The organism is Acinetobacter sp. Lyrl_1, from assembly GCF_051948795.1.
In the GTDB taxonomy this organism is placed as follows: Bacteria; Pseudomonadota; Gammaproteobacteria; order Pseudomonadales; family Moraxellaceae; genus Acinetobacter; species Acinetobacter towneri.
This window is the reverse complement of the sequence record NZ_JAYJLK010000004.1, coordinates 1-25,914: the sequence shown is the minus strand read 5'-3', so window position 1 is coordinate 25,914 and position 25,914 is coordinate 1. Positions and strand designations below refer to the sequence as shown.

Genomic DNA, 25,914 nt, shown 5'->3' with positions numbered 1-25,914 from the left:
TATGTCTGGAGAAAAGACAATGCAAGAAAACACGTTACCGTGGGTCATTAAATTAGTTCCAGCAGTTGTGGGGGCAATCCTTGCTTTAGTGCTAAGTGGGGATATTGATAAAGAAGGGAAAATCCAAGTGACGTTAGGCGTGATTGGCAAGTTCTTATTTAGTGTGTCAGTCAGCTTATATGGCGGTGCTGCATTCATTGAATACTACGAATTAAACCAATATTCACACATGGCACAAGGCTTTGTGATGTTGATTTTCGCTGTATTTGGATTACTGACGATTGGTATCGTTTATCAATCAATTGCACTGATGCAAGGCAAATCAATTGCAGAAGTCATCGCGGAAGTGAAAGCTGCTTTCGTTGCGATTATCGGGGGTAACAACAAGTGAAATTAATTAATGATTGGAAACAAGCTTGGAAACTCAAGTCAGTTCAAGTAGGCGCATTAAGCGCCTTTTTTTACGTCTTGATGTATGCGGCTTTTGAACTACTTTGGCTATTTGGCTCTAATTTTCCGCAATTTTGGGCAGCAGTACCACAAGAAATTAAAGAGCTATTGCCACACTCATGGGTGCTATGGCTTGGCTTTTTAAACAATGTGCTAAGTGTTTTTGCGCGGTTAAAAGCGCAGCCTGAATTGCACACAGGGGTAAATCAGTTTGTAGCAATTACAGCAGGGCACAGCAATACCGACCCTGGTGCAGTAAACGGCAAAATTAAAGAAGCGGATCTGGTGGTCAACTTCCGCAATGCAGTGACCCACTATTTGCGTGAGGTAGGCCTGCAAGTCAAAACCGATGGTACTGGCACTAAAAACGATCCATTGTCTGCTGCGGTAAAGTTGATTCAAGGCTCAAGTTTTGCGGTTGAATTTCACATGAATGCTGCAGCGTCAAAGCAGGCAAACGGAATTGAAACAATCGCACTGCCAAAAGACAAGAAACTTGCACAGAACTTATCTAAAGCTGTAGCCGATGCACTAGGCAGCCGCTTACGTGGGGACAACGGCTGGATTGATCAAAGTAAATCAGCGCGTGGTCGACTGGCATACGTAAATGCTGGCGGTCTGATTGTAGAGCTTGGTTTTATTTCCAATGAAGACGAACTTGCTCGATTCAATGCACGTTACTGGCTGGCTGCAAAAGCTGTAGCCAAAGTTTTAATTGATTATGAAAAAGGACTTAAATAATGACTACATTAACAATTGAACAAGTCGCCAAATCCACGCTTGAAGTTGCTGAATCTGGCGGCCCAATTCTAAGCCAAGTAGCGAAGTACATGGATGCAGCTGAAAAGCTAAAAAACAGCACTTTGTCTGGTGAGGAAAAGCGAAACTGGGTTATTGAGTATGCTAAGAAAGAAATCAAAGATGTGTTTAATAATCTTGATTACTGGCTGCCTTTAATCATCCGCTTTATTAATGCTGTTAAGACCGCATTCAATTTGCTCAAGAAAGCTATTTTTTAATTAAAAAAGCCCTCAAGTGAGGGCTTACATTATCTCCAATCTTTAACAAGATCTTCAAGTTCGCAATAGATTTTATTGTTATTTCGCTGTTTTCTTAACTCGTAAACGTAAGGTTGAACTGCATCCCAATCCTTAATAACGGAGGATCGTCTCATTTTTTTATAAATTTCCCCATCTAGAGCACCTTCAGAAATACCAGTAGCCAAAAACTCATAATGATCTAGATAGGCAAATATAACCCTATTTTGTTCAGAGTGCTTATTAACATCACATGCATAAGTTGTGATATTTATGGTTTTATCATTCCTTAATTCTAAAAACTTGTTCTTGCACTCTAAATATGCTGGGTCTGACTTCTCATGAAGAGCGAGATCAATCGTAGCGCGCTGTCTTGCCTTTTTCTCGCTTTGAAAGTTTTGTACTTTCAGCTCTCCGACTTGCTTTGCGTTAAAAATAAGTGCGCCAGCAGCAACAATCAAACTACCTGTTTGTAGCCAAGTTGGGAGGCTCATCCCTAGAAATAAAATAGAATCACTCAAGCTACAATCCTTAAAACAAAAAACAACCCTCAAAGGAGGGTTGTTTTTACAATTTCAATAACGTGATATTAAAGGTCGCAACCCTCGAAGCACTCGATAGCTGCAAAAATAACTTTAGCATTGCTCATATTGGTTCTCCTCGGATGGGTTGAATCTTAATAAAATTATAATAGAATTTGCTTTAGGTGACACAGAACCTATAACGCTCATGTAAACCCGTTATATATCGTTATGCACCGTTATATGTGGTTATAATAAGAAATGACCGACCAACTAGCAAGTGAAATTGCATAAAAACACAAAATGGTAAATATAAGAATATTCGTATAGTGTGCAATCTCTCATTTTTATAACTCCTTTATTGTTAGTGCAAACCCTACGCAACAAGGCGTGTTGGGGTTTGCTGTTTTAGGATACATGAAATCACCAACTGTCTACCATATCCGCCCAGTCTTGCATCATCTTTCTACGATCAGATAAATATTTAGCATGGTTGTAGGATGCCCGTGTCTTATTATCATCTGCATGTGCCAACTGTGCTTCAATCCATTTTTCATCATAGCCATGCTCATTCAGTAGAGTGGAAGCAGTAGCGCGAAAATCGTGTGCTGTGACAGTAGATAACCCCATATATTCAAGCATTCTATTTAAAGTGGTACGTGACAACATGCAGTTGCGCTTTTGTGGCGATGGAAACACATAAATCTGATCGCCTGATATGGTTTTTTGCTTTAGCAATAGCTCGTGAAGCTGGGTAGACATAGGCACAACATGTGTTCTATTTTTTTTCATTACTCGTTCTTGCTGCGCCTGTCTTGACGATCTAGGCAGGGTGATGGTCTTTGCATCAAAATCTATGTATGACCATTCCAGTTTTCTAATCTCAACAGTTCTCAGCATTGAGTAAAGCATGGCAAGACCAGCATTTCTAACAGTAGTTGAGCCGTTATAACTTTTAAGTTTTTCCCGCAAAGCTTTCCTTTCCTGTGGATTCAATGGGCGGGCGTGTTCAACTTCAGGTTGAGAAATAACACTTCTTAGTGCATAGGTTGGGTCATTATCGAGTCTTGATGTAATAATGGCGTACCTCATCACAAGCCCAATGAAACGACGATTTAGATTTGCTGCTGCCTCTCCAGTTCCAAATCTCGGCGAACTACTGATTCGTTGAACCGTATTCTTCATTATGCTGAATATGTGTGCTGACGTAATTTCCTTAATTGGCATTGAGCCAATCTCTTTATACACATCCATTTCCATACAGTTTCTAAAGCGTTCAACATAGTCTGCAGATTTATGTTTCATTTGCTCGGTTGCATATTCTTCTGCTATTGCTTTGAATGTATTACTTGCCTTGATTCTTCTTTCTAGTTTTTCTTTTTTCTTTTCTGTAGATGGGTTTAATCCCTGAGCCAACTTTGCACGCGCATCATCTTTTAATCTTCTTGCTTCCTGCAGGGTGACGGCAGGATATTCACCAAAACTTATAGTGCCTTCCTTGCCATTTATGGTGTACTTAAATCGCCATATTTTTTTGCCAGTTGGGCGAACCTCAATATAAAGGCGCTCAGCATCAAGCAAACGATACACTTTGTCCTGCGGCTTTAGAGTTTTAACTTTTGCATCTGTGAGCATGACGGGTAAGACGGGTAAAATATAAGTTACCCGTTACGATACCCGTTTTTATGTCGGATTAGAATAGATTGAAAGCGATTAAAATAGATTGGTATTTTTATAATATGCAGAATTGGTGTGGTTTTGGCAGACTAATACAGATTAAGGCAGAATTTCATTATCAGAATTATTTAAGATGACGATTTTCATAAGAAATGCTTCTTTAAATTCAATAAATTGGGAAAATTGAGAGTATTTAAAAGGAAAAACGGGCGATTTCCAATTAAATCGCAAATACAGTGCGTTTGAGATGGCTCTATTATGCGATAAGAATGGGGGAAAGTATTGCTTATTGATAAATATTTTTTTGGTGTGCTTGCCAAAATGAGCAGCAGTATCACAACGATTAAAAACTAGAAAGCTAAGCGCTAAAAAAGCCCAATGTTGGGCTAAAGAAGACAGCTTTTACAAACTTGGCATCACAGCCAATAACATACTTCCCTGATACTACTGCTCGCTTTATGCCGAATTAGTCCAAATTCAACCCGCTTGGCAGATTGAAAGTACAGAAATTGGCTAGGCACTTATAGTGAAAAGAACTTAAGATGAAATAAGTGTATATATTTTTAGGATCATGAGTTCATTAATGAAAATTTACCAAGTTGATGCTTTCAGCCATGAATTGTTTAAAGGCAATCCCGCCGCCGTGCTTGTGAGTAAAACATGGTTAGCTGATGATTTAATGCAAAATATCGCATTGGAAAATAATCTGTCCGAAACCGCTTTTGTCAAAATGATAGATGCAGAAAACTTTGAAATCCGCTGGTTTACACCTACAACAGAAGTCGATTTTTGCGGACATGCCACACTTGCCAGCAGCTTTGTTTTATTTAAGGATTATACAGAGGCAAAGACAATTCAATTTCATGTGAAAAATCTGGGGATTTTTACAGTTCAGCAACAGCAAGATGGCAAAATTTGCATGAATTTCCCAATTCGTGCTGCCCAACAAGTTGAAGATTATCCCGATATTTTACGCCAAGCTTTGACTAAACCATTTAAAAACGTCTATATCAATGCGCAAGCCTATATTGTGGAATATGAATCGGTACAAGATGTGTTAGATGAACAGCCTAACCTTGAATTATTAAAACAATTGGGACAGTTGCGCACAGCCATTACGGCACAGTCGAGTGTTGATGTTGCGATTACTGCCTCTGCAAATACACAGTATGACTGCGTATCGCGTTATTTTGCACCAGCCATGGGCATTGCAGAAGACCCTGTTACAGGCTCAATTCATACTGCAATTGCACCGCTTTGGGCAGAAAAATTGCAGCAAACTGAACTTATGGCTTATCAGGCTTCAGCCCGAGGTGGCGTACTGTATTGCAAAATTTTACCTAATGATCGCATCGAAATTTCAGGTTATGCACAGCTATATTTGCAGGGCAAAATCATGATTTAAACTATGTCCTGCATTAGACTTCTTTCATCCTTTAAAAATGATCAAATGCTTAGTCAAATTTACGATTGATCATTGCTTTATTTTTGTCATATTGAGTTTTCATCTTTCTTTATTGGAAAAAAAGCTGAGATGATAGTAGTTTGCTCGTTTTGCTTGGTTTAAATCATATATTTTGCAAATTTTTACGGTTGATTTAATCGCAGCTTGGTATGCTGTTGCGCTCCAGTTGAAAATTGCCATTTTCGATGGCAAATCAAAAATAGAATGAAATTAATCGGGAAAAAGAAGTTGCTACGTTTTAAAACCCTCACTTTATCTTTATGTGTGCTGGCATTCAATGGCGTGGTTTTCGCCCAGCCAGTTTTAGTAAAATCTCAGCAAGAAATACAAGAATATCAACTTGATAATGGCTTAAAAGTCATTTTGGCACCCAATCAAAAAGAAAATAAAGTCTTTATGAATATGGTGTATTTAACGGGTTCATTGAATGATCCCCAAGGCAAAGGTGGTTTGGCACACTTGTTGGAACATTTGGCATTTAAAGGTACAGAAAATGTACCTGCCGAGGAATTTCAGCGCCGTTTAGATCAATATAGTTTAATGCACAATGCCAGCACCGACTATTACTCCACTAAATACACCAACATCATTCGTCCTGAAACTCGCGCCGTCAATGAGATGATTTATCTTGAAGCGGAACGCATGGATAAATTGGTCATGCAGGAAAAATATGTGCCTGCCGAAATTGCGATTGTAAAGCGTGAACGCGAAGTGCGTATGGATCAACCGTTTTCAGTCTTGTTAGATCAGGTGTGGAAATCGGCCTATGGCAATCAGTATTTCGGACGCTTACCCATTGGCGATTTAAATGAACTGCAATCCATTAAAATGCAGGAGTTAAATCAATTTTATCGCACATGGTACGCGCCGAATAATGCCATTTTAGTGATGACAGGCAAGTTTGATCAGGCAGCGGTGTTAAAACAAATTGATCAACATTTTAGTCCAATTGCAGCACGACAAATTCCCAAACAAGTACAAGTGCCACGATTAGACAGCAACAAAATTCAGCAACGAAATTTTGTGGTACAAAAGGGCAGTCAACTGGCCAAGTTTAATCTGTATTTAAATGGCAATGACGAAAAGATCAAAACCGCTTTGGTGCTGTCACCATATTTACATACATTGCAACCGAGTGGGCATTTGTATCAAGCACTGGTAGAAACAGGCAAAAGTACCATGGTGCAGTCCAGCACATGGTTAGATCAAGATTTTAATTTGGTGTTGATGGGGGCTTTGTATGCACCCAATCACGATGCCAAGCAAGTACAAACTGGCTTGAATCAAAGCATCGAACAGGCAAAAAACTTTGATGATGCCGAGTTACAACGCGTCAAAAACCTGATTCAAAATCAGGCAGACAGTGTGATGAATGATGCGGTGGCTTTGGGTGGTCGCTTGAGTGATTATGCTGTGGCTTATCAGGGTGATTGGACACAATATTGGCGTGATTTAAACAATATTCAACAGTTAAATGCAGATGAACTAAATCAGCGTTTAAAACAGTTCTTCACTGCGCAGCATCGGGTCATTGGCGATATTCAGCCCACACCTGAAGATCAAAAACAGGCACTCACAGCAAAAAATAATCTAAATACAGCAAAAACTTTAGATCAGCAAGATACACCTGTTACACCTTTGAAAGATGTGAAAAGTTATCAGCAAGAAGTGACAGACTATGTGCAAAAATCTAAACAAGCTTTGATTCAAAATGAAAAAAAGATTCAGCGTGGCAGCTTAAAAAATGGTGCCAAGTATGCATTATTTCCAACTGCAACTCGTGATGATAAAACCTATGCCACTATTTCGGTAAATTTTGGTACGGCACAATCTTTATTTAAGCAGGGCGAAATTTTAGATTTAACCGCATATTTGTTGCTGCGTGCATCTCAAGAGCATAGCTTGCAAGACATTGCCGATCAGTCAATTGCTGCAGGCGGTTCAGCGTTTGCCCAAGCCGATGCTAATGCGATTCATATTCAAATTGTGGCAAAAAAAGAAAAGTTTAATGCGTTTTTTAACTTTGTTTTAGATGTCATGCAAAATCCAAGCTTTGAGCAAAGTCAGTTTGATTTAATTCGTTCTCAAAGTTTATCCAGTTTAGAACGACCTTATACCGAGCCTGAAACTGTGGCAGCTTTGACTATGGCGCGTTTAATTGAAATTTACCCGCAGGGCGATTTACGCTATCACTTCGAACCTGAATTTGCGAAGCAACAACTGCAAGCTGCAACCCAAGCGCAGGTGCAGCAGTTATATCGTCAATTTTTTGCCATGAATCATGCACAGATTGCCATTACAGGTGAGTTTGATCCGAAACAAATCAAAAAAACTTTAGTTCAGCGCTTAGGACAATCGCGAAATACGGAAGCATATCAACGCTTAGATTCAGCCTATACGGCATATCCTGCGAAAAAGTTGCATGTATTGGCAGAACAGCGCGAATTTGGCAGTTATCAAAGTTTATTGACCTTGCCTTTGGGCGTAAATCATCCTGACACACCTGCCATGATGGTGCTGAGTTATATTTTGGGCGAATCGCAATTGTCTTCACGTTTGGCGCAAGAATTACGTGAAAAAAATGCATTGGTTTATGGTTTTAGTAGTGGTTTGAGTTTAAGTGAATTTGAACAATCGGGTGCGCTCAGTATTTCTGCACAATACAGTGCAGGCAAGTCGGCTCAAGTGTCACAGGCGGTGCATAAAGTGTTGCAGGATTTGCGCCGTGATGGTGTCAGCTTGCAAGAAGTTGAAGCTGCAAAAGCCGATATTTTGAAAAAACGTGTGACTGCCTTAGAAGATGAACGCAGTATCCACCGTATGTTGGTGCCACAATTAGAACAAGGTCGTGATTTACGCTATCGTGAACGACGTGATCAAGCGTTGGCAAAACTCAGCAAAGCCGATGTAGATGCTGTGATTCAGAAATATTTACGCTTAGAACATTTGCTTGAAGTAGCCGCCGATCAATATGGTCAAGCCAATGTTGAAGTGCTTCCGTTAAAGCCGCAGTCTAAATAAAGATTCAATTAATTTTGAGTAGAAAAACGCATCCATTTCGATGCGTTTTTTGTCTTCAAGTTTGCTATCTATGCTCAATTGGCTAAAGCTTTATAAACGATAAAACTGTTTGGCATTATGATGAAACACTTGCTGCAAAGCATTTGGATGATAGGCCGCAACAATATCACTGGTCGCATCAATTAAATTGACCAAAGACGTGCTCACCCGATCCATTGGGAAATTTGAGGCAAACATCAACCGATATATTCCAAAGCTTTGTAAGGCATGCTGAATCAGTGGTGCAGTTAAATCTATAATTTCCTGTTTTGAGGCTTCACGTTTTTGCAAGTGAAATTGATGACCTAAAACAGGCATAAATAACCCTGAAATTTTACTGTAAACATTTGGGCAGTGTGCCAACTCGGCAATATCTTCTTGCCAACGAAATAGAATATTTTCTCGTGCTGTTTTGGTCACGCCTGTATGTGTGCCAACTTGCCCGAACAGTCCTGCTGGTGTGCCCAAATGGTCAAGCACAATAGAAGTTTCTGGAAATTGTTTGGCCAATGCCAAGACATCACCCAGTTGGGTCGAATACGTCCATGCATCAAAACTTAAATTATATTGCGCCAAAGCTTCAAAACCTTTTAGAAACTTTTTGTTCCGATATAAGTGTGGTTCGTCTGCCCAAGCAAAAATCCCGCGATCTTCATGCACGGCTGCCATTTTACGAATTCCGCGAAAATGCGGAGAAGCTTTGTGATGTAATTTGAGAATTTTCTTAAAATTAGAATCGCGCGGGTCTGCAGTGGCGACAATCGCGCCCAAAGCCAAACCATTATTTTTAAAATCCAGACTTTCTATAAATTCGGTTTCACCAACTACGCCTTTGCCTTTATGGTCGTGCCAATTGGCTTCAATATGCACGACTTTTTCAGCCGTATAAAAACCTAAGTCACGGGCATAATGCTCAGGTAAATAGGGCGATGTGACGTGCTCGGTGCGTCCTAAAGTTTCAATGAGTGTTTTCGGTTTTATCAGGCGGATGGTTTTATCTAGCAAATTGGGATGCTTGCCCAAAAGCTTAACAGCAAGTCGTGCGCTGTGTGGCGTGTTGTACGGATCCCATTGATGAATATGTGCATCAATGAGTGCAAATCCTAGATTCTGCATAATCATCCTGTTTTTATGACGCTAGTATTTCACTATTCAAAGCCATCATGTTGCAAAAGGGAAGGGTTATTTATCGAAAAACTACAAATTTGAAAAATTGCCGCAATAAAAAAAGCCCTGTAGGGCTTTGTTTATACGCAAAATTAATGATCGTGCGAGTGGTCGTGATCATGTTTATGGGTATGGAATTCTTCGTTGTGGCGGAAGCGCAAATAGTTTTCAAACTGTTCGCAATATTCGTCATAGTTATCTTCAAGCATCATTTGAAATTGCTGCAAGATATATGACATAACTTGGTCTTTGGCATCGCGCATTTCATTGCCATCTTTAAAATTATTGGCTGCCACCCAAGTATTAAAACGTGCAGTAGCAAATAACATGGCAGCACTCACCTGACCACGAATTTCGGCAGGTTTTACTGTCGAGCCTTTTTCAAAATGACAGAAGCCATTGGCCTGTTTAATAAATTCATCGGCACGTTCAAAAAAAGCCGCATTTAATGCTTCTTCTTCGGTTACATCGGTTGCTTCAATCTTTTGAACCATGAATTTTTCCTAAGCTAAAAATCTGAATGTTTCATTATAGGCAAAGCCTTGCAGAAACAAAACCTTTGCCTTAAGCTAAAAATAGCCTAAGCAAAATTGGAGTGGCTGATGCAAGATGCGATTGCGGTACAAAGTTTAAAAAGCGACATTGCTTTATTACGTCAAAATATTTGGCCACCCGTGCAACTTGCCCATGTTGAAGGCTTGCCGATTTACTATGGTACACGTGCAGAAGTAGCAGAATACTATAAGCAATGGACAGGGTTGATTGAACGCGCGCAGGATTTATTTCAACCTTTTATGCAAGATGAAGTCATTGATGCGGTGCATTTGCCCAGTCATTTGAACTTGCCCTTATTTTATTTTCATGTCGATCGGATTCGAGTGAATAAAACCCGCGCCAAAGAATCGAAAACTTTTCGGGGGATTGCCAGCCTGATCGAAAAATGTGGGCAATTTGAACCGCAGGAAATTCAGCTCATGCAGCGTTGGTTAGACAGTGATGACAATGCAGCACTGGTGGCACATCGTGAGTTTATTGATTTGCGTACTTATGTGTTTCAGCATGGGCAAAGTGACTACACGCGCACCCGTTTTTATGTGAATGGTATTGTATTAAGTGTCGAACCATATTTTGAACTGGTCGATGCCCGAGATAAGCCACGTAAGCAGCGTAGTGACAGTTATCAAGACCCTTTGGCAGATAACCAAACATGGAAAGTATTTGGTAAATATCGTTAATCTTTTAGAAAGTTTGGAATTTGCAGATTAAATACTAATCTAAGATATAAAAAATAAGCTCAACATGAAATGAATCCCTGTTGAGCTTAAATGTGATCATTGATTGATGATCAAACTTCAACTACGACCAAAAAGGCTGACTTTCAGCAAACTGCTGTAAATCCTGTTCAATCTGTATGGAAATATGACGTTCTTCCGACGCAATCCAACCCAATACAAACCATGTTTTCGGTTCAGTTTGAGCATGGCTTTCATATAGACCTTGTGCCACCATTAAATCATTAAAATGCCCTAAAGTTTCCTGTAATGGTTTTAGGGTTTTTAAATACGTTTTGACGTCATCTTCTGCAAATAAACTACTCACAAACTCCACGGTATAGCGTAAACGTTTTACACGCTTACGCGTGCGGTGTTTAGATTCCACATCCAAGGTTTGGAAATGACCTGCATCATCACAAATTTGTTGATGCATTTTCTGCAAGCGTTTACGTAATACTTTTTTGAATGGTTTTGATTCTGCATCTGCAATCGCAGCCGAATGTGCAAAACTCATAAGTTGTAACAGTAATAAGGTTGTGGTCGGTGAGCGGAAAATTGCATCAATCGCAATGTTTTCAGATGCTGCAGGTGGTAGTTCGGTAATAGGTGAGCCTGCGTTTTCAAGTTGTGGAATCAGACTTTCGCGCAAAGCATCTTGATCGCGGGTCGAACCTAACTGCTGAAAAAGTGTCGCCAATTGACTTTCCCAATTGTTATTTGCCAACGCATCATATTCAGCAAAAATTTTTAAGGCACTGCGTAAACGTCGAATGGCAACACGCGCTTGATGCACATACCCACTGGCATAATCTTGACTGGCAATCGCAGTTGCATTTGGCAGCAAGTGTGCCAAACAATTCTGGGTAATTTGCGCCAACAACTCATGCATATTTTCGGGGTGTTGCAATTGCAAGGTACTTTGCTGCTGTACAGGAATCATGGTTTCATTGTTATACAGCATATTGCCACGCTGCGATTTACTGCGTGTGTCGAGCCATAAATGATATTTTTTAATCCACGGCTGAATATAGGCAATTAAGTCTGCAATTTCACCTTGTTTCAGTTCAAACTCAACTTCGTAAATTTCAACCGATTTTTTGCTTTGGCGGATTTCACCTAAATCAAAAGCAACTTCAATTTGGCTGTTTTTATAATGTGCCAATTGGCTGTAGCGTAAAACATCGGTTTCAAACTGCAGGGTTAAATCTACCTCTGAACCGTCTAAGGCTTTTTTTAAAATCTTTCGTGCTTGTTTATGATTTTCATAACATGCCAAATCACACAATTCAGGCGCATCATGTCCTAATTCATGTTCAAGCTCAAAGCGTTCATAATGTTGTGGACTAGGCGCTTTTAAAGTTTGTTTCCAAATATCGCCCTCTAAACGCTGACGCAGGGCAATGCGTTGCTTGGCTAAGTGCTGTTCAGGACTATCATAATATTTAGCCCATAAGCGTTGTTGTTGAACCAGTTTGTTCTTTTTAAATGCTTTTTCAAATGCCGCACGATAGTTGTGTGGAATTTGAAATTTTAATTCTATTTCACACATCGGGAATGCCCTCGATGAAACAAGATAAGTTCTCTTTACTATAGTGTAAATCTATAAATGAACAAGGGGAGAACTGTGAACAAAAGCTTGAAAAATAAAATAATTTGTATTCAGTTTTTAACACAAAGCAGCCGAATGAATATTCACAAGGCTGCCGTTGTATTGCAGTATTTTTAGTGTGTGCTTTGAGGATGTTAAGGATACTTATTTTAAGAATTTACGGCTCACCATAAATTGTTCTGTCGCTTCCAATAAACGCTGTGCATACACTTCCTGTTTTGCAGTGAGCCAACCTAAAACAAACCAGTCGCTCGCTTCCAATTCAGTTTGTTGAATGTATGCTGCAGAAGATGCCAACACTTGATATTCCTGTGCTGCAAGCTGTGCATCATTCAAAGCTTTACTATATTTCTGCAAATTTTTGACATCATAAATATGCGTCAAAATGGGGAAGCTAAATTTTAGTTCCTGAATACGCAAAGCCAGTTGATCTAAACTTTCAAAATCGTGAATATCACTGTGCTGTAATTGTTCATGCAACTGCTTATATTGCTGTTGCAACGTGTTTTGTGCGGCAGTTTTTAAGTCTAAACCTGAGTGATCGCTCGCGGCTAAACTAAACATCAATAATTCTAAATAGTGATGCACATTTTGCGTTGAACGGACTAAATTGACCAATTTTTCTTGGGCGTACAAGGTATCTTTTTTTAGGTTCTCTGCAGTCGTCGGGTTCTGTAAAAATGCGCCGAGTGTGGCTTGCATGTGTTCCAAATGCTGCAGGTGATCAAAATGTTGTTTAAATGCTGCAATTTGCATTGCCCATTTATCGCCTAAATGCTTCGACCAATCTTTAAATAAGGATAGTGTTAGTTGTAAATGTTGCAAAGCGAACTGCGCCTGATCAATATGACTTTGTTCGGCAACTTGTGCAGAAATTGCGGCAATATTAGGCAATAAATGCTGTAATTGTTGTGCAATTAACAGGCGTAAATTTTGGTCGGCATGGTCTTTTTTACTGAATTGAAATTCTTTGCTCTGAGCCGCAGGGCTGACTTTTTGCTGCACAGAAAGCAAATGTCCAATTTCTGCTTTATTGCGCACATCCAGCCATAAATGAAATTTTTTCACCCATTCAAAACTAAAAGCCAGCAATTGCTGAATTGAACCTTGTTTCAGTTCAAACTCAACTTCATGTACTTCAACTTCAGCATCTGCACAACGAATGTGACCAACATCTAAACTGATTTCAATGTCAGTATCTTCAACGGTCATTAGTCGTGAGGTACGTTGAATATCGGTTTCAAATTGTAGTTGCAACTGATCCCAATTTTGTCCCAAAGCTTGATTTAGCAATTGTTGTGCTTCGGGAATACTTTGATAAATTTGCAGATCAAGTTGTGGTGGAGTATCAGGATTTTCAGTTGGCGCAAGTGGATGGTTATGTTCAAAACTATGAAAATGACTTTGACCTGCCGCTTTTAAAGTTTGTACCCATTGCTCACCTTCTAAACGCAGTCTTAACGCCATGCCATGATGCACCAAGCTGTGCGTAGATGTATCAAAATAGCGTGCTTTTAATGGAATTTGAGTCGATTTTTTCGGGTCTAAAGTTTTGAGTAGTGCAGTACGACGTGCGACTGGAATTTGAAATTTTAATTCAACTTCGACCATGAAAAATATCCTGAACGTAAAGTATGTTGCGCCAAAGCAGCGGCAAACAAATTGGTATTATAAATGTGTGAAAATTGCAGAACTAAGGTTTTGCAAAAGTGCGTTTGATTGTAACCAAAATATGCCAAGAAGTAAGGCTTGACCTTGGCTTTTTTAGGGTCTGTTGGCATTTCCTAAATGGCTTGCGCTGTAGGCTAAAACTGAGCAGATCAGGCATGAAACGTAGGGTATAGCGAGACTATTGCCAAGTTTCATAACGCAATCTGAGAAAGTTTTAGCCACAGCCTTTCAGGACAAGCATATTTTTTGCTGCTATTGCGTTATGAGTCAGTTATTTAGAACGACTAAATTTCCTGTCTCATGCCTTATATCAGCTGAAAAATATGCGTTGTCGCAAACATAGACGAAGTGTCAACAGACCCTTGAGTTTGGTTTTTTTTTGGCTTAGTTTAAAGTGTCGTTGAGCGTAGCAAAAATAATTCAAACCTATAAACATCAGGATGATGAACATGAACGCAGCATTAAACCCCGAATTTGAGCCGACACCAGATCCCAAGTTTGAATTGCCAATTCAGGATTATTCAACATTTTATCGCTTTTATTTAACTGAACACCGCAACATTATGAGCCGTCGTTTGCACGTTGTTGGCAGTAGTATCGGTTTATATTGTGTGAGTAAAGCCATACGCCATAAAAAAGCCAAATATGTACTCTATGGTTTGCTGGCAGGCTATGCTTGTGCATGGGTCGGGCACTTTGTTTTTGAAAAAAATAAACCTGCCAGTTTTAAACAGCCTGTGTATAGTTTTATTTCAGACTGGCGGATGTTTGCAGATGTTTTACGTGGTCATTTAAGTTTGCAAGATCGTGCTAAAGATAAAATTCCAAGTTGAATTGAGTGTTTAGTTATACCGTTTAGGCAAAAACTAGACGATATGTGATTATTTTCATAAAAAATGTACAAATAAAATTAATTTTTTGTTGAAATGATAGAGTGAATATTCTAATAATGTGTCATCAAATTTATTGATAAAAGTTTGTGACTTTCCAAGCCTAGAGTGACCTTTCTCTAGGCTTTTTTTATGCGAAAAATTATATTCAGAATGGTGTTAAATCAGAAATCATTCATCTTTAAGAAAGGATATAGAGCAAGCAGGTTACTGATAGAGCGGCATGAAAAAATATAGACACATGATCATTTGTCGCATCCCCACATGCGCTCTGGCACAAATGATCATGTGTCTAAATGGGCGACCTAAATATGTCGTTATTCGCTGTAGTCACCCGTATGGATTTTAAAATCCATATCTTATTGAACTGGTTGCAGTTCTTGTTTTGCGCAGTTCAATTAAAGCTAAATCTATCTTTTAGCGCTATCACTAGAATTTGGTATTTTTAAGTTTTTGACTCAATAAAACCCAAACAAAATAGAAGCTTATAGAGCCTATATAAAAAAACTTGTTGAGCCTGAGGTTCTGACACATGCCGCCTGAATGTGTAATAATACAGACCTTGTATTATTTGTGGCTGAGATTATGCGCGGTTTATATTTGATTACCAATGATGATCCTATCGAACTGCTTTTGGCAAAATTAGAAGGGGCGATGGCAACTTATGAAGTCGCGGTGTTGCAATATCGCCGTAAAAATGTGCCTCAAGCTCAGCAGGCATACGAAATTGAATATATGAAATCGATGTGTGATCAATACAAAGTGCCATTTGTGATTAATGATGATCTTGAAACTGCAGTGAAATATGGTGTTGGCGTACATTTGGGTCAAGAAGATGGCTCTATTGTTGAAGCGGTTGCACGTTTACCACAAGATGTATTGATTGGTCGCAGTTGTAATAACTCGATTGAATTGGCAGAGCAAGCCATTGCTGATGGTGCAAACTACGTTGCTTTTGGTGCAGTCTATGCAACTGAAACTAAACCTGAGGCAAGTACACTTAGATTAGACACGCTCACACTGGCGAAGCAACAACTCAATGTGCCAATTTGCGCGATTGGTGGTTTAACTGTTGAAAACAGTCAGCCTGTCATTGAAGCAGGTGCAGATTTATGTGCAGTGATTAGTGATATATTAAGACGTCCGATGCATACTGTTGCACAGCGTGTTTATGATTGGTCTGCACTTTTCAAAGCAGACACTTAAAGCAGACAGCTAATTTTTTATTTTATTTTTTGAGTTGAGTGCCTCCATGAGCTTATCTCCAAAGCAAGAACAATTGTTTAAACAAGCCAATAAGCATATTCCAGGTGGTGTCAATTCACCTGTACGCGCATTTAACGGGGTAGGCGGAACCCCTGTATTTATTGAAAAAGCCAAAGGTGCTTATTTGTACGATGTCGATGGCAAACGCTATGTCGACTATGTAGGTTCTTGGGGACCAATGATTTTAGGTCATGCCCATCCTGCTATTATTCAGGCAGTGCAGGCTGCTGCTGAAGATGGTTTGAGTTTTGGTGCGCCAACAGTGCATGAAACGACTTTGGCCGATATTATTTGCGAAATTATGCCTTCAATTGAATTGGTTCGTATGACCAACTCAGGTACAGAAGCCACCATGACTGCAATTCGTTTGGCGCGTGGTTATACAGGCCGTGACAAAATCGTCAAGTTTGAAGGTTGCTATCATGGACACTCAGATTCGCTGTTGGTCAAAGCAGGCTCTGGACTTTTAACCAGTGGTGAAGGTGAAGCGACTTCTGCGGGTGTTCCTGCCGATTTTGCTAAACATACGCTGACTTTACCGTATAACGATATCGCCACCTTAAAAGAATGTTTTACAAAGTTTGGTGCTGAAATTGCAGGGGTGATTGTTGAGCCAGTTGCGGGCAACATGAACTTGGTTAAACCAATTGATGGTTTCCTGCAAGCAATTCGTGATGTCTGCGATGAACGCGGCTCAGTCTTTATTATTGATGAAGTAATGACAGGTTTCCGTGTTGGCTTAGGCGGTGCTCAGGCGCATTATAATGTTAAACCAGACTTGACCACACTCGGTAAAATTATTGGTGCTGGCTTACCAGTAGGTGCATTTGGTGGTAAACGCGAAATCATGGAATGTATTGCGCCATTAGGTAAGGTGTATCAAGCAGGTACTTTGTCTGGTAACCCGTTGGCGATGCGTGCGGGCATTGAAATGTTTAAACATTTACGTGCCGAAGGTTTTTATGAAAATTTAACTGCGCAATTGGAAAAATTGTTGGCAGGCTTGCAAGCAGCAGCAGATGAAGCAGGTATCCCATTCAAGACACAACAAGTTGGTGCGATGTTTGGTTTGTACTTTACTGATCAAGATGACATCACCAGTTTTGATTCTATGCTGAAATGCGATGTCGATGCTTTCCGTAAATTCTTCCACGGGATGTTGCAACGTGGAGTGAACTTGGCACCATCTGCTTTTGAAGCAGGCTTTATTTCATCTGCGCATAGTGATGAAGATATTGCTTATACCATTCAAGCTGCAATAGAAACATTTGCGGAAATGAAGGCGTAATTTGACCTCTGCTTAACACTGTCCTAAAAGGCATAGATATCTCCAAAATATCTATGCTTTAGGTTAAATTGAAGACATACTCTTCAATTTAATATCAAAGGCTTAGATCAGCGTCTTGTTAAACACTAAAATAGCCTGGTCAAACTAAATATGAATCCTATTACTTCATTTGCTCCCGCCATCAAAGATATAGCTTCAGAACGGCTTTGTTGTGCAACTATCTTGCACTATGATTTCATTGTATTTTTCTATCCAAATTTTAAAAACCTTTAAAACAGTATCTTAAAAAATATTTATGCAACAAAGCCTCCTGCATGCTATAAAACCCACATTTCTAAAAGCAGTCTGATTTAAAATTCAGCGTATTACTTGTTTCAGCAAAGCAAATCGGAAAATTCATCTGGTATTCGCAAATTTTGCATTGTAATTCTGTCTCAGGCTTTTTATTATTGCCGCCTTATTTTCACGATCAAGCCTGGAATTGAAATTGAGTAGTTTTCTAAGCGAACACCTGATTCATCGTGACGATGAGTTTATGGTAATCCATAAACCTGCTGGCATACTCACTGTTCCAGGTAAAACAGCAGATTTGCAAGATTGTGTGATCACTCGTCTGGTTAAAATTGAACCACGCACTTTGCTGATTCATCGTTTAGATCGTGATACTTCGGGTATTTTGGTATTCGCACTCACAAAATGGGCACAAAAGCAAATTTCGCGTCAGTTTCAAGAACGCCAAACCGACAAAACCTATCAGGCATTGGTGGCAGGGCAACTGCAAGGTGAAGGCACTGTAGATGTGCCTGTGGTCTATGATCCTGCACATCCACCATTACACATTGCCGATGCAACCCATAACAAACCTGCGTTAACGCATTGGCGTGCATTGGAACAGTTTGAATTGCAAGGGCAAATCGTGACTCGTGTGCAACTGACGCCTATCACAGGTCGTTCGCATCAATTGCGAGTGCATATGCAATATTTAGGTCATCCAATTATTGGTGATACTTTATATGCCACGCCCGAACAGCAACAACTCATGCCTCGGTTGTGTTTACATGCAGCAGAATTGAGTTTTCTACATCCACAAACTGAGCAACGTGTACAGTTTGTTTGCCCAGTCCCATTTTAAGCGAAAAAGATTACGCAAAGCCTGTGCTTTAGGCTCTCTTTTTAGTGCGCTTTATGTCAAAATATATTGCTATACGCCCTGAATTTTTGCTCAAATACTCAGCAGGTTTTGCGCAAAAATTTATACGTCCTAACTTCTAAATAAAGGTGGAAAAATTGCAGCAGTTTGCTATTGGTCAACGTTGGTTATCAGACACAGAAACGGAATTAGGACTTGGTGTTCTGATTGATGTAGATGAGAGATCGGTCAGCATTTTATTCCCTAAAAGTGATGAAACCCGTGTCTATGCACGCAATAACGCACCTTTATCGCGTATCATTTTTAATGTAAATGATGAAGTTCAAGACCAAGAAGGCAATGTGTGGACGGTTGAATCGGTCGAAGACCGTCATGGCGTATTGCGTTATAACGTAGTGCGTCGTTTGCAAGATAGCAGTGAAGAAAAGAAATCACTGAATGAAACCCGTATTGGTGCAAGTATCCAACTTTCAAAACCATTAGACCGCTTGCTTGCTAGCCAAATTGACTATAAAGAATGGTACGACTTGCGTATTGAAGCCTTGTTGATGCAAGCCAATATGCAAAGTAGCCCACTGCGCGGCTTGGTGGGTTCGCGTGTAGGTTTGATTCCACATCAACTTTATATTGCACATGAAGTCGGTAAGCGTTTTGCGCCACGTGTCTTATTGGCAGATGAAGTTGGTTTAGGTAAAACCATTGAAGCAGGTTTGATCATCCATCAGCAACTCAAAACAGGACGTGCGGAACGTATCCTGATTTTGGTACCTGATTCGCTGCAATATCAGTGGATGATTGAAATGCGTCGCCGTTTCAATCTGCAATTCTCTTTGTTTGATTTAACCCGTACGGCATCTATTAAAGAACACGATCCTGACCTGAATCCATTCTTGACCGAACAATGCATCATTGCTTCAGTCGATTTAATGATTGACCACGATGACTTACGCGAACAAGCCCTAGAAGCAGGTTTTGATTTGCTGGTGGTCGATGAAGCGCATCACTTAATGTGGAGCGAAGAAGAAGGTGGTAATGACCGTTATGATCTGGTCGAAGAATTAGCCGAACAAACCGCAGGGGTGTTATTGCTTACAGCAACGCCTGAGCAACTGGGTGTAGAAAGCCATTTTGCGCGTTTACGTTTACTCGATCCGCAGCGTTTTAGTTCACTAGACCGTTTCTTGGATGAAGAAGCGCAATATCAACATACGGCAAAAATTGCCGAAGTCTTAATGTCAGATGCCGCATTGGAAGAAAGCCATTTGGTTGCACTGGAAGGCTTGTTGGGACATCGCATTGAAGATAACCCAGAGCAGCGTTTCCGTGCCATCCACGAATTATTAGACCGTCATGGTACAGGGCGTATTTTGTTCCGTAATACCCGTGAAGCAATTCAAGGTTTCCCAGGTCGTGATTGTCAGCCTGCGCCGTTACCTGCGCCAGAAAACTGGTCTAAAGATGGTAAATTACGTGAACAAATGTGGCCAGAAGAAGCACAGCTCGATGGCAGTTGGATGGAAACTGACCCGCGTGTAATGTGGTTAATGGAGCGTTTGCGTAGCGACTTAAAACATAAAAAAGTGCTTTTAATTGCGCGTAGCGGCCCTGTGGTAGAAGCCCTTGAAAATGCGCTGCGCCTACATGCAGGTATTCGTACTGCAATGTTCCATGAAGGCATGAGCTTGTTAGAACGTGACCAAGCGGCAGCATATTTCGCAGAAGATTCTTATGGTGCACAAATTTTATTGTGTTCCGAAATTGGTTCAGAAGGGCGTAACTTCCAGTTTGCTTCAGACCTGATTTTGTTTGACTTACCTGCCAATCCCGACGTGTTAGAACAACGTATCGGTCGTTTAGACCGTATTGGTCAAGAAAACCGTATTCAAATTCATGTGCCGTATTTGGTGGGGACTGCGCAAGAGCGTATGTTCCGTTGGTATAACGAAGCACTCAATATTTTCAGCAATATTTCACCCACTGCACAAACCTTGCAGGAAAACTTTATTGTCGATTTAAAACACTGCTTACTTGCAGATTTAGGACAACAGTTTGAAGATTTACTGGAAGCAGTCAGTGTGCAGCGTGAAGCTTTGGAAGCTGAATTACAAGCTGGACGAGATCGTTTGTTGGAATACAACTCATGCCGTCCTGTGGTTGCACAAGAAATTGTACAGGCGCTTGAAGAATATGATGACAATACCACGTTGCCAATGTTTATGAAGCGCTTTATGGCATCGACCAATATTGACTTCGATGAACAAAGCAATGGCACGGTGATTATTAAACCAACTGATCAAATGCAGGTTCAAGGTTTGACCTTAGACGAAGAAGGCATGACCGCGACGTTCTATCGTGATCAGGCGCAAATTCGTGAAGATGCGCAATACTTGACCCTAGAGCATCCATTCACAGAAAGCGTGATGGAAATGATTAATACGCAAGGCTTTGGCAGCACCAATGTTGCGGTATTAAAATCTGCCGCTTTGCCACAAGGTTCAGTGTTACTGGAAGTTTGGTTTAAGGTGGATGTCATTGCACCGAAAGCGCTGAACTTACCGTCGAGCTTGCCACAGCAACTCATTCGTGTCTTATTGAGCGAAAAAGGGCAGGATTTATCGCAAAAAATTGCCCCTGAAATTTTAAAACCTTATTTACATCATTTAGATGGCAACAGTTGTCGTCAAGTGGTGAAAGCACGCCGTGACGCGATTGAAGCACGTTATAAACAGGCTTTGGAATTGGCTAAAACAGCATTGCCTGAACTTATACTACAAGCCAAAGACACGTATACCAAAAAATGGCAATATGAGATTGACCGTTTAAGCTATTTGAAACAATTTAACCCAAGTATTCGTGAAGATGAAATTACACGTTTACAGAAATTGCAAAAAGAAGGTGTGGCATTATTAGATGGTGCATCAGTCACGCCTGAAGCGATTCAGGTGATGGTGGTGGTAAAGCCATAAAAAGTGCATTCAATACTGGTGTCTAGTCGGTGTATTTGTATTGAGTCGGTTTTAATCAATCACTTTTTTAAATATTTGGCATCTTCTAAATTGCACGTTTTAAGTTGGGCATTGCGCCTCATTTTTACGGAGCAGTTTAGCGGGTGCTTTTTTAATATCGCAATAAAAATTTTGTGCGAGATTTTTCACATCACAGACTTAAACAAAGTAGCAACCAGTGCTTATGTGTCATTAAAATGACTCATAATTCATCTTTTTCAGCATTCTGGTCATTTGCAAAACCCAGTGGTATGCGTAGTTTAAAGGCTGTTGATCTTTTATCTATGATTGATGTGCCAAGTGTTGAATCTGTAAGCGCGTACGCATAGATCAAGTCACAGACCCGATATTCTTCTTTTAAGCGTATTTTAAATGACTAAAGCTGCAATTCATTTTACCCATGCCAATGGTATTCCTTCTGCCAGTTATCAAAAGTTTTTTCAATGTTTTGAAGCAGATTATCATTTAAAGGCAATTCCACTGATTGGTATGCAAGCAGAATTTCCTGTGACCTATAAGTGGACCTATTTGATTCATCAAGTGATTCAGGACATTGAGCAGCAGTTTCCAAAGCAACAAGTGATTGGTTTAGGGCATTCTTTTGGTTCATTATTAACCCTGATGTGTGCCTATCAGCGTCCAGATTTATTTTCTCAATTGATTATTATGGATCCACCTTTTGTGATTGGATCGAAGTCGGCATTATTTGAAATTTTACAAAAATTTAAACTGAAATATGTAGATCAACTCACACCTGCCGCCGTGACCATGAAGCGTCGAGATCATTGGGCTAGCCATGCAGAAGCCTATCAAGCTTTGCGGCATAACCGTTTATTTAAAAAATTTGATGCACAATGTTTTGAAGATTATTTTGCCAGCGGCATACAAGTCGATGCACAAAGAGGTGGTGTGACTTTAACAATTCCAAAACGGGTAGAAGCTGAAATTTTTAGAACCGTACCTGCATGGTGGTGGCGCACACCACGCAAAGCCCCAGATGTACCTGTGCATTTAATTACAGCAAGGCATAGCCCATTTTATTTGCAAGGTTTACCACAAGGCATGCAAAAAACTTATGGAATTGAGTTTAGTGTGGTCGAGGGAGGACACATGTTTCCTTTGGAAAATCCTGAAACCACAGCAACATATGTGCAGAAATTAATTCAAAAACAACACGCTTAATAGCAAAGTCTAGCAATTAAATGCTCAAACGCGCGTGACCTGATTCAGGAAAATCGTCCGATTTATCGTGTGTTATGTTAACGAATTTTGGCATCATCCAAATGACGTGCACCTTCTAAAATCATACGAATCATGGTCATGGTTTGTTCAGCGGTTTCTTTACGTTCAGTCGCAGGCATATCAATGACTTTGGCACCCATATTAAATACCAGTTGTGTAATGGCTTTTGCGACAATATCGGGATGCGCTAACTTGCTGTTATTTAAACGTTCTAAACGAATTAAATCATCTTGTAATTCTTGCTGAAAATAATTCAGCTGACGTTCAACCGCAAGTTTATATGAAGTTGAACCCGTATAACCTTCACGTAATAGCAGACTTAAATTGCCTTCATCGGTATCTAATTGTTCAATAAATACTTCAACCGAGCTGCGAATAATACTGTTTTGTTTAGATGCTTTTAAACGTGCTTCATGCAGAATTTGACGCAACACCACACCTGCACGATCAATCAGTTCAATTGCTAACTCATCAATATCTTTAAAATGACGATAAAAACTGTTTGGTGCGATGCCTGCTTCACGTGCAACTTCACGTAAACTTAAAGATGCGATACTTTTTTGTGGGCCAATTAAATTTAATGCTGCCTGAAATAATTCTTGTTTGGTAATGGTAGCTTTACGCCCAACCGTACGCACGACAAGAGGCTCATGAACCGTTTCAGATTCTGGAAAAGTCACATCATGGTTTGTTTTCATGGCAGGCTGAGTCATATTTTCAATAATTTATAAGCTTAGAGGCATTATAGCGGTTGCGCCAGTACTTGTGAAATGATTAGAAACAATACAGGTGTATATACAAATATATATACATGTGTATAATAATTAAAATTTCATCGGGTGGTGCTGAATCATGCAGCTAACTGAAAAAAGAAAATCTCCCTTAACCAGTATTGCAACTGCAGTACTAGATCCTTATGCAGCAAATTTCTGGTTGCAAAAAATTAATCCATTATGGTCGGTGAATCAGTCACTCGGCAAAATTGTGAAAAAAGATACCGCTGCACAAGGTGTAGTGAGCTTTACTTTGCAATTCAATAAAAAATTCCAAATTGGCGCAGCAGGGCAGCATCATCCTGTTTATGTGACAATTCAAGGCGTACGCTATGAGCGAACCTATAGTTTGACTCAGCTTGATGCACAACACGTTTTATTGACGGTAAAAAAAGTTGATCAGGGCAAAGTCAGCACATGGCTGGTTGAGCAAGCCAAAGTTGGTGATACTTTGGAATTTGGTGCGCCTTATGGTGATATGCAACTGCCTGCACAAGCCCAGCCTTTAATTCTATTGGCAGCGGGTAGTGGTATCACACCAATGTATAGTCTGGTACAAGACATGGCAAAATCTGGTCGTCTTAGTAGCACTCCAGTGACTTTAATGTATTGGGTAAAAACCTTTGCAGACGCAGCATTTAAAGCACAGTTTGAAGCATGGGCACAGCAATATCCAAACTTTAAATTTCAAGTGCTTTATACCCAAGAGCCGAGTTTGGCGCACAGCCGTTTAAATGCAGAACATTTAAAAGACTTAGCGCAAATTGAGCAAAGTGCAGTGTTTGCATGTGGCCCATCGGGTTTTACCACGCAAGCTGAACAATTACTTGCACAGGCTGCCTTGCTAAAAACAGAAGCTTTTAGCATGACGCCTGTTTTAAGTGACGATGTTGGTTTGGTACAAGTTACACTGACTCAATCGAAAAAGATTATCACTATTCCAAAAGGCAAGTCCATTTTAGAAAGTCTGGAACAGCAAAATATTAAACCTAAATACGGCTGTCGTATGGGAATTTGCCATAAATGCGTATGCAACAAGGCTGAAGGTTCAACTAAAAACTTGGTCGATGGTGTTCAAAACAGCGAACCGAATAACCAATTGAAAATCTGCGTCAATTCAGCACAAACCGATTTAATTATTGATTTATAAGCGAGTTCCGATTATGAATATGCCAGTAAAAATAGAATATTTCCGCAATCCTAAAAACCGTGAACTCACTCAATTTGAATTAGATGAGCTTGCACGTGAATTAGACGCCATTAAACAAGAAGTTTTGGATGATATTGGCGAAAAAGATGCTAAATACATCCGCCGTGTTTATTCAACCATTCGTTATAGCTCAATGGCAGGTCGTGCCTTATTGTTCGCAGGATGGTTCCCGCCAGCATGGGTTTTGGGTACAGGCTTGTTAGGCTTTGCCAAAATTATGGAAAACATGGAATTAGGTCATAATGTCATGCATGGTCAGTATGACTGGATGAATGATCCTAAATTCAATGGTGCAAGTTATGAATGGGATACGGTAGGTACTTCAGACAACTGGCGTCAAACCCATAACTTTAAACACCATACTTATACCAATATTAAAGGTATGGATGATGATATTGGTTATGGTTTGGTGCGTTTGTTCCCAGAACAACGTTGGAGATCAGGCTACTTATTGCAACCTTTATACAGCATTCCTTTCTGCTTACTGTTCCAATGGGGTGTTGCGATTCAGAATTTAGAAATTGGTAAAATTTTGAATGGCCGTAAAAGCAAAGCACAAGCTAAAAAAGAATGGCAGCCAATGCAGAAGAAAATTGGCAAACAATTGTTCAAAGACTATGTGTTTTTCCCACTAATTGCTGGGCCAGCGGCTTTGCCAGTATTTACAGGGAACTTGGTTGCGAATGGTATTCGTAATATTTGGACATTCAGCATTATTTTCTGCGGTCACTTTACGAAGGATGTAGAAGTATTTCCAAAGTCTGTGATGCAAAACGAAAGCCGTGGTCACTGGTATATGCGTCAAATTCGTGGTTCATCGAATCTTACAGGTTCTGAAGCATTCCACATTTTGACAGGACATTTAAGCCATCAAATTGAACACCATTTATATCCAGATATTCCTGCACGTCGCTATCGTAAAATGGCGCCAAAAGTACAAGCTGTGTGTGAAAAGTATGGCTTGAACTACAACAATGCGAGCTTAGTTAAACAGTACGGCAGTGTGCTTAAACGTATTGTGAAATATGCTTTTCCATTTAAGAAATAAGTGACTTACAAATGAGTTGTTTAGTACGAATAGATTAAGTGATTGATCTTGGTTTAAAACTATACTTCTATTTTGAATTAGAGGTGATGCTGTAAAGTGTCACCTTTTTTA

At 40.0% G+C, this 25,914-nt stretch carries 21 protein-coding genes; 14 read left to right on the top strand and 7 right to left on the bottom strand.

What is annotated here, in order from left to right:
* The first annotated feature begins 19 nt into the window (after positions 1 to 19).
* Genes VF675_RS02725 through VF675_RS02715 form a run of 3 tightly spaced genes read left to right on the top strand, consistent with a single transcriptional unit; the run spans position 20 to position 1,469 of the window.
* Complete coding sequence (locus VF675_RS02725; RefSeq protein ID WP_440204712.1) at positions 20 to 391, top strand: hypothetical protein; 372 nt, start codon at positions 20 to 22, stop codon at positions 389 to 391.
* Positions 388 to 1,191 carry an N-acetylmuramoyl-L-alanine amidase gene (locus VF675_RS02720; RefSeq protein WP_440204711.1) on the top strand — a complete coding sequence of 268 codons (804 nt, stop codon included), beginning with the start codon at positions 388 to 390 and terminating at the stop codon, positions 1,189 to 1,191. Before VF675_RS02725 ends, VF675_RS02720 begins: the two co-directional genes overlap by 4 nt.
* The gene (locus VF675_RS02715) at positions 1,191 to 1,469 is read left to right on the top strand and encodes a hypothetical protein (protein WP_242769490.1); all 279 of its coding nucleotides are present in this window, start codon (positions 1,191 to 1,193) and stop codon (positions 1,467 to 1,469) included. The genes VF675_RS02720 and VF675_RS02715 overlap by 1 nt, the downstream gene beginning before the upstream one ends.
* A 29-nt stretch (positions 1,470 to 1,498) precedes the next feature.
* Here the strand turns inward: VF675_RS02715 and VF675_RS02710 are convergent, their stop codons facing one another.
* Together VF675_RS02710 and VF675_RS02705 are read right to left on the bottom strand one after the other, a co-directional pair.
* Entirely contained in the window at positions 1,499 to 2,008 is a 510-nt protein-coding gene (locus VF675_RS02710; RefSeq protein WP_440204710.1) for a DUF4760 domain-containing protein, read from the bottom strand.
* Between the two features lie 423 nt (positions 2,009 to 2,431).
* Positions 2,432 to 3,643, bottom strand: a complete 1,212-nt coding sequence (locus VF675_RS02705) for a tyrosine-type recombinase/integrase (protein WP_440204709.1) — start codon at positions 3,641 to 3,643, stop codon at positions 2,432 to 2,434.
* A 625-nt stretch (positions 3,644 to 4,268) separates the two neighbouring features.
* On the opposite strand from VF675_RS02705, the gene VF675_RS02700 reads away from it, so the two are divergent.
* Positions 4,269 to 5,090, top strand: a complete 822-nt coding sequence (locus VF675_RS02700; protein WP_440204761.1) for a PhzF family phenazine biosynthesis protein — start codon at positions 4,269 to 4,271, stop codon at positions 5,088 to 5,090.
* 264 nt (positions 5,091 to 5,354) lie between these two features.
* Positions 5,355 to 8,171, top strand: coding sequence for a M16 family metallopeptidase (locus VF675_RS02695; protein ID WP_440204708.1), 2,817 nt, complete (start codon positions 5,355 to 5,357; stop codon positions 8,169 to 8,171).
* Positions 8,172 to 8,261: 90 nt separating this feature from the next.
* On the opposite strand, the gene VF675_RS02690 is transcribed toward VF675_RS02695, so the two are convergent.
* The gene (locus tag VF675_RS02690; protein ID WP_253115951.1) at positions 8,262 to 9,326 is read right to left on the bottom strand and encodes an amidohydrolase family protein; all 1,065 of its coding nucleotides are present in this window, start codon (positions 9,324 to 9,326) and stop codon (positions 8,262 to 8,264) included.
* 143 nt (positions 9,327 to 9,469) lie between these two features.
* The gene (locus VF675_RS02685) at positions 9,470 to 9,871 is read right to left on the bottom strand and encodes a DUF3144 domain-containing protein (RefSeq protein ID WP_004973007.1); all 402 of its coding nucleotides are present in this window, start codon (positions 9,869 to 9,871) and stop codon (positions 9,470 to 9,472) included.
* Between the two features lie 108 nt (positions 9,872 to 9,979).
* Here VF675_RS02685 and VF675_RS02680 point away from each other — a divergent pair, with 108 nt between their 5' ends.
* Positions 9,980 to 10,612 carry a hypothetical protein gene (locus VF675_RS02680; RefSeq protein WP_440204707.1) on the top strand — a complete coding sequence of 211 codons (633 nt, stop codon included), beginning with the start codon at positions 9,980 to 9,982 and terminating at the stop codon, positions 10,610 to 10,612.
* A gap of 121 nt (positions 10,613 to 10,733) precedes the next feature.
* On the opposite strand, the gene VF675_RS02675 is transcribed toward VF675_RS02680, so the two are convergent.
* Positions 10,734 to 12,200, bottom strand: a complete 1,467-nt coding sequence (locus VF675_RS02675) for a CYTH and CHAD domain-containing protein (protein WP_440204706.1) — start codon at positions 12,198 to 12,200, stop codon at positions 10,734 to 10,736.
* A gap of 204 nt (positions 12,201 to 12,404) precedes the next feature.
* Positions 12,405 to 13,871 (bottom strand): CYTH domain-containing protein, encoded by a 1,467-nt coding sequence (locus tag VF675_RS02670; RefSeq protein ID WP_440204705.1) that lies wholly within the window; start codon positions 13,869 to 13,871, stop codon positions 12,405 to 12,407.
* 503 nt (positions 13,872 to 14,374) lie between these two features.
* On the opposite strand from VF675_RS02670, the gene VF675_RS02665 reads away from it, so the two are divergent.
* From VF675_RS02665 to VF675_RS02640, 6 genes are all read left to right on the top strand, one after another.
* The gene (locus VF675_RS02665) at positions 14,375 to 14,764 is read left to right on the top strand and encodes an Mpo1-like protein (RefSeq protein WP_373682974.1); all 390 of its coding nucleotides are present in this window, start codon (positions 14,375 to 14,377) and stop codon (positions 14,762 to 14,764) included.
* A 642-nt stretch (positions 14,765 to 15,406) separates the two neighbouring features.
* Entirely contained in the window at positions 15,407 to 16,027 is a 621-nt protein-coding gene (thiE, locus tag VF675_RS02660) for a thiamine phosphate synthase (protein WP_440204704.1), read from the top strand.
* Between the two features lie 46 nt (positions 16,028 to 16,073).
* The gene (gene hemL / locus VF675_RS02655) at positions 16,074 to 17,375 is read left to right on the top strand and encodes a glutamate-1-semialdehyde 2,1-aminomutase (protein WP_440204703.1); all 1,302 of its coding nucleotides are present in this window, start codon (positions 16,074 to 16,076) and stop codon (positions 17,373 to 17,375) included.
* Positions 17,376 to 17,862: 487 nt separating this feature from the next.
* The gene (locus tag VF675_RS02650; RefSeq protein WP_346805180.1) at positions 17,863 to 18,507 is read left to right on the top strand and encodes an RluA family pseudouridine synthase; all 645 of its coding nucleotides are present in this window, start codon (positions 17,863 to 17,865) and stop codon (positions 18,505 to 18,507) included.
* Between the two features lie 146 nt (positions 18,508 to 18,653).
* Entirely contained in the window at positions 18,654 to 21,491 is a 2,838-nt protein-coding gene (gene rapA / locus VF675_RS02645; protein ID WP_440204702.1) for an RNA polymerase-associated protein RapA, read from the top strand.
* A gap of 411 nt (positions 21,492 to 21,902) precedes the next feature.
* Positions 21,903 to 22,712, top strand: a complete 810-nt coding sequence (locus VF675_RS02640) for an alpha/beta fold hydrolase (RefSeq protein WP_096900935.1) — start codon at positions 21,903 to 21,905, stop codon at positions 22,710 to 22,712.
* Between the two features lie 77 nt (positions 22,713 to 22,789).
* On the opposite strand, the gene fabR is transcribed toward VF675_RS02640, so the two are convergent.
* Positions 22,790 to 23,470: an HTH-type transcriptional repressor FabR gene (fabR, locus tag VF675_RS02635; protein ID WP_026438369.1), complete on the bottom strand. Its 681-nt coding sequence runs from the start codon at positions 23,468 to 23,470 to the stop codon at positions 22,790 to 22,792.
* A 154-nt stretch (positions 23,471 to 23,624) separates the two neighbouring features.
* Here fabR and VF675_RS02630 point away from each other — a divergent pair, with 154 nt between their 5' ends.
* Together VF675_RS02630 and VF675_RS02625 are read left to right on the top strand one after the other, a co-directional pair.
* Positions 23,625 to 24,695 (top strand): ferredoxin reductase, encoded by a 1,071-nt coding sequence (locus VF675_RS02630; protein ID WP_180187067.1) that lies wholly within the window; start codon positions 23,625 to 23,627, stop codon positions 24,693 to 24,695.
* A 13-nt stretch (positions 24,696 to 24,708) separates the two neighbouring features.
* Positions 24,709 to 25,803, top strand: a complete 1,095-nt coding sequence (locus tag VF675_RS02625) for a fatty acid desaturase family protein (RefSeq protein WP_303364245.1) — start codon at positions 24,709 to 24,711, stop codon at positions 25,801 to 25,803.
* Positions 25,804 to 25,914: the final 111 nt, after the last annotated feature.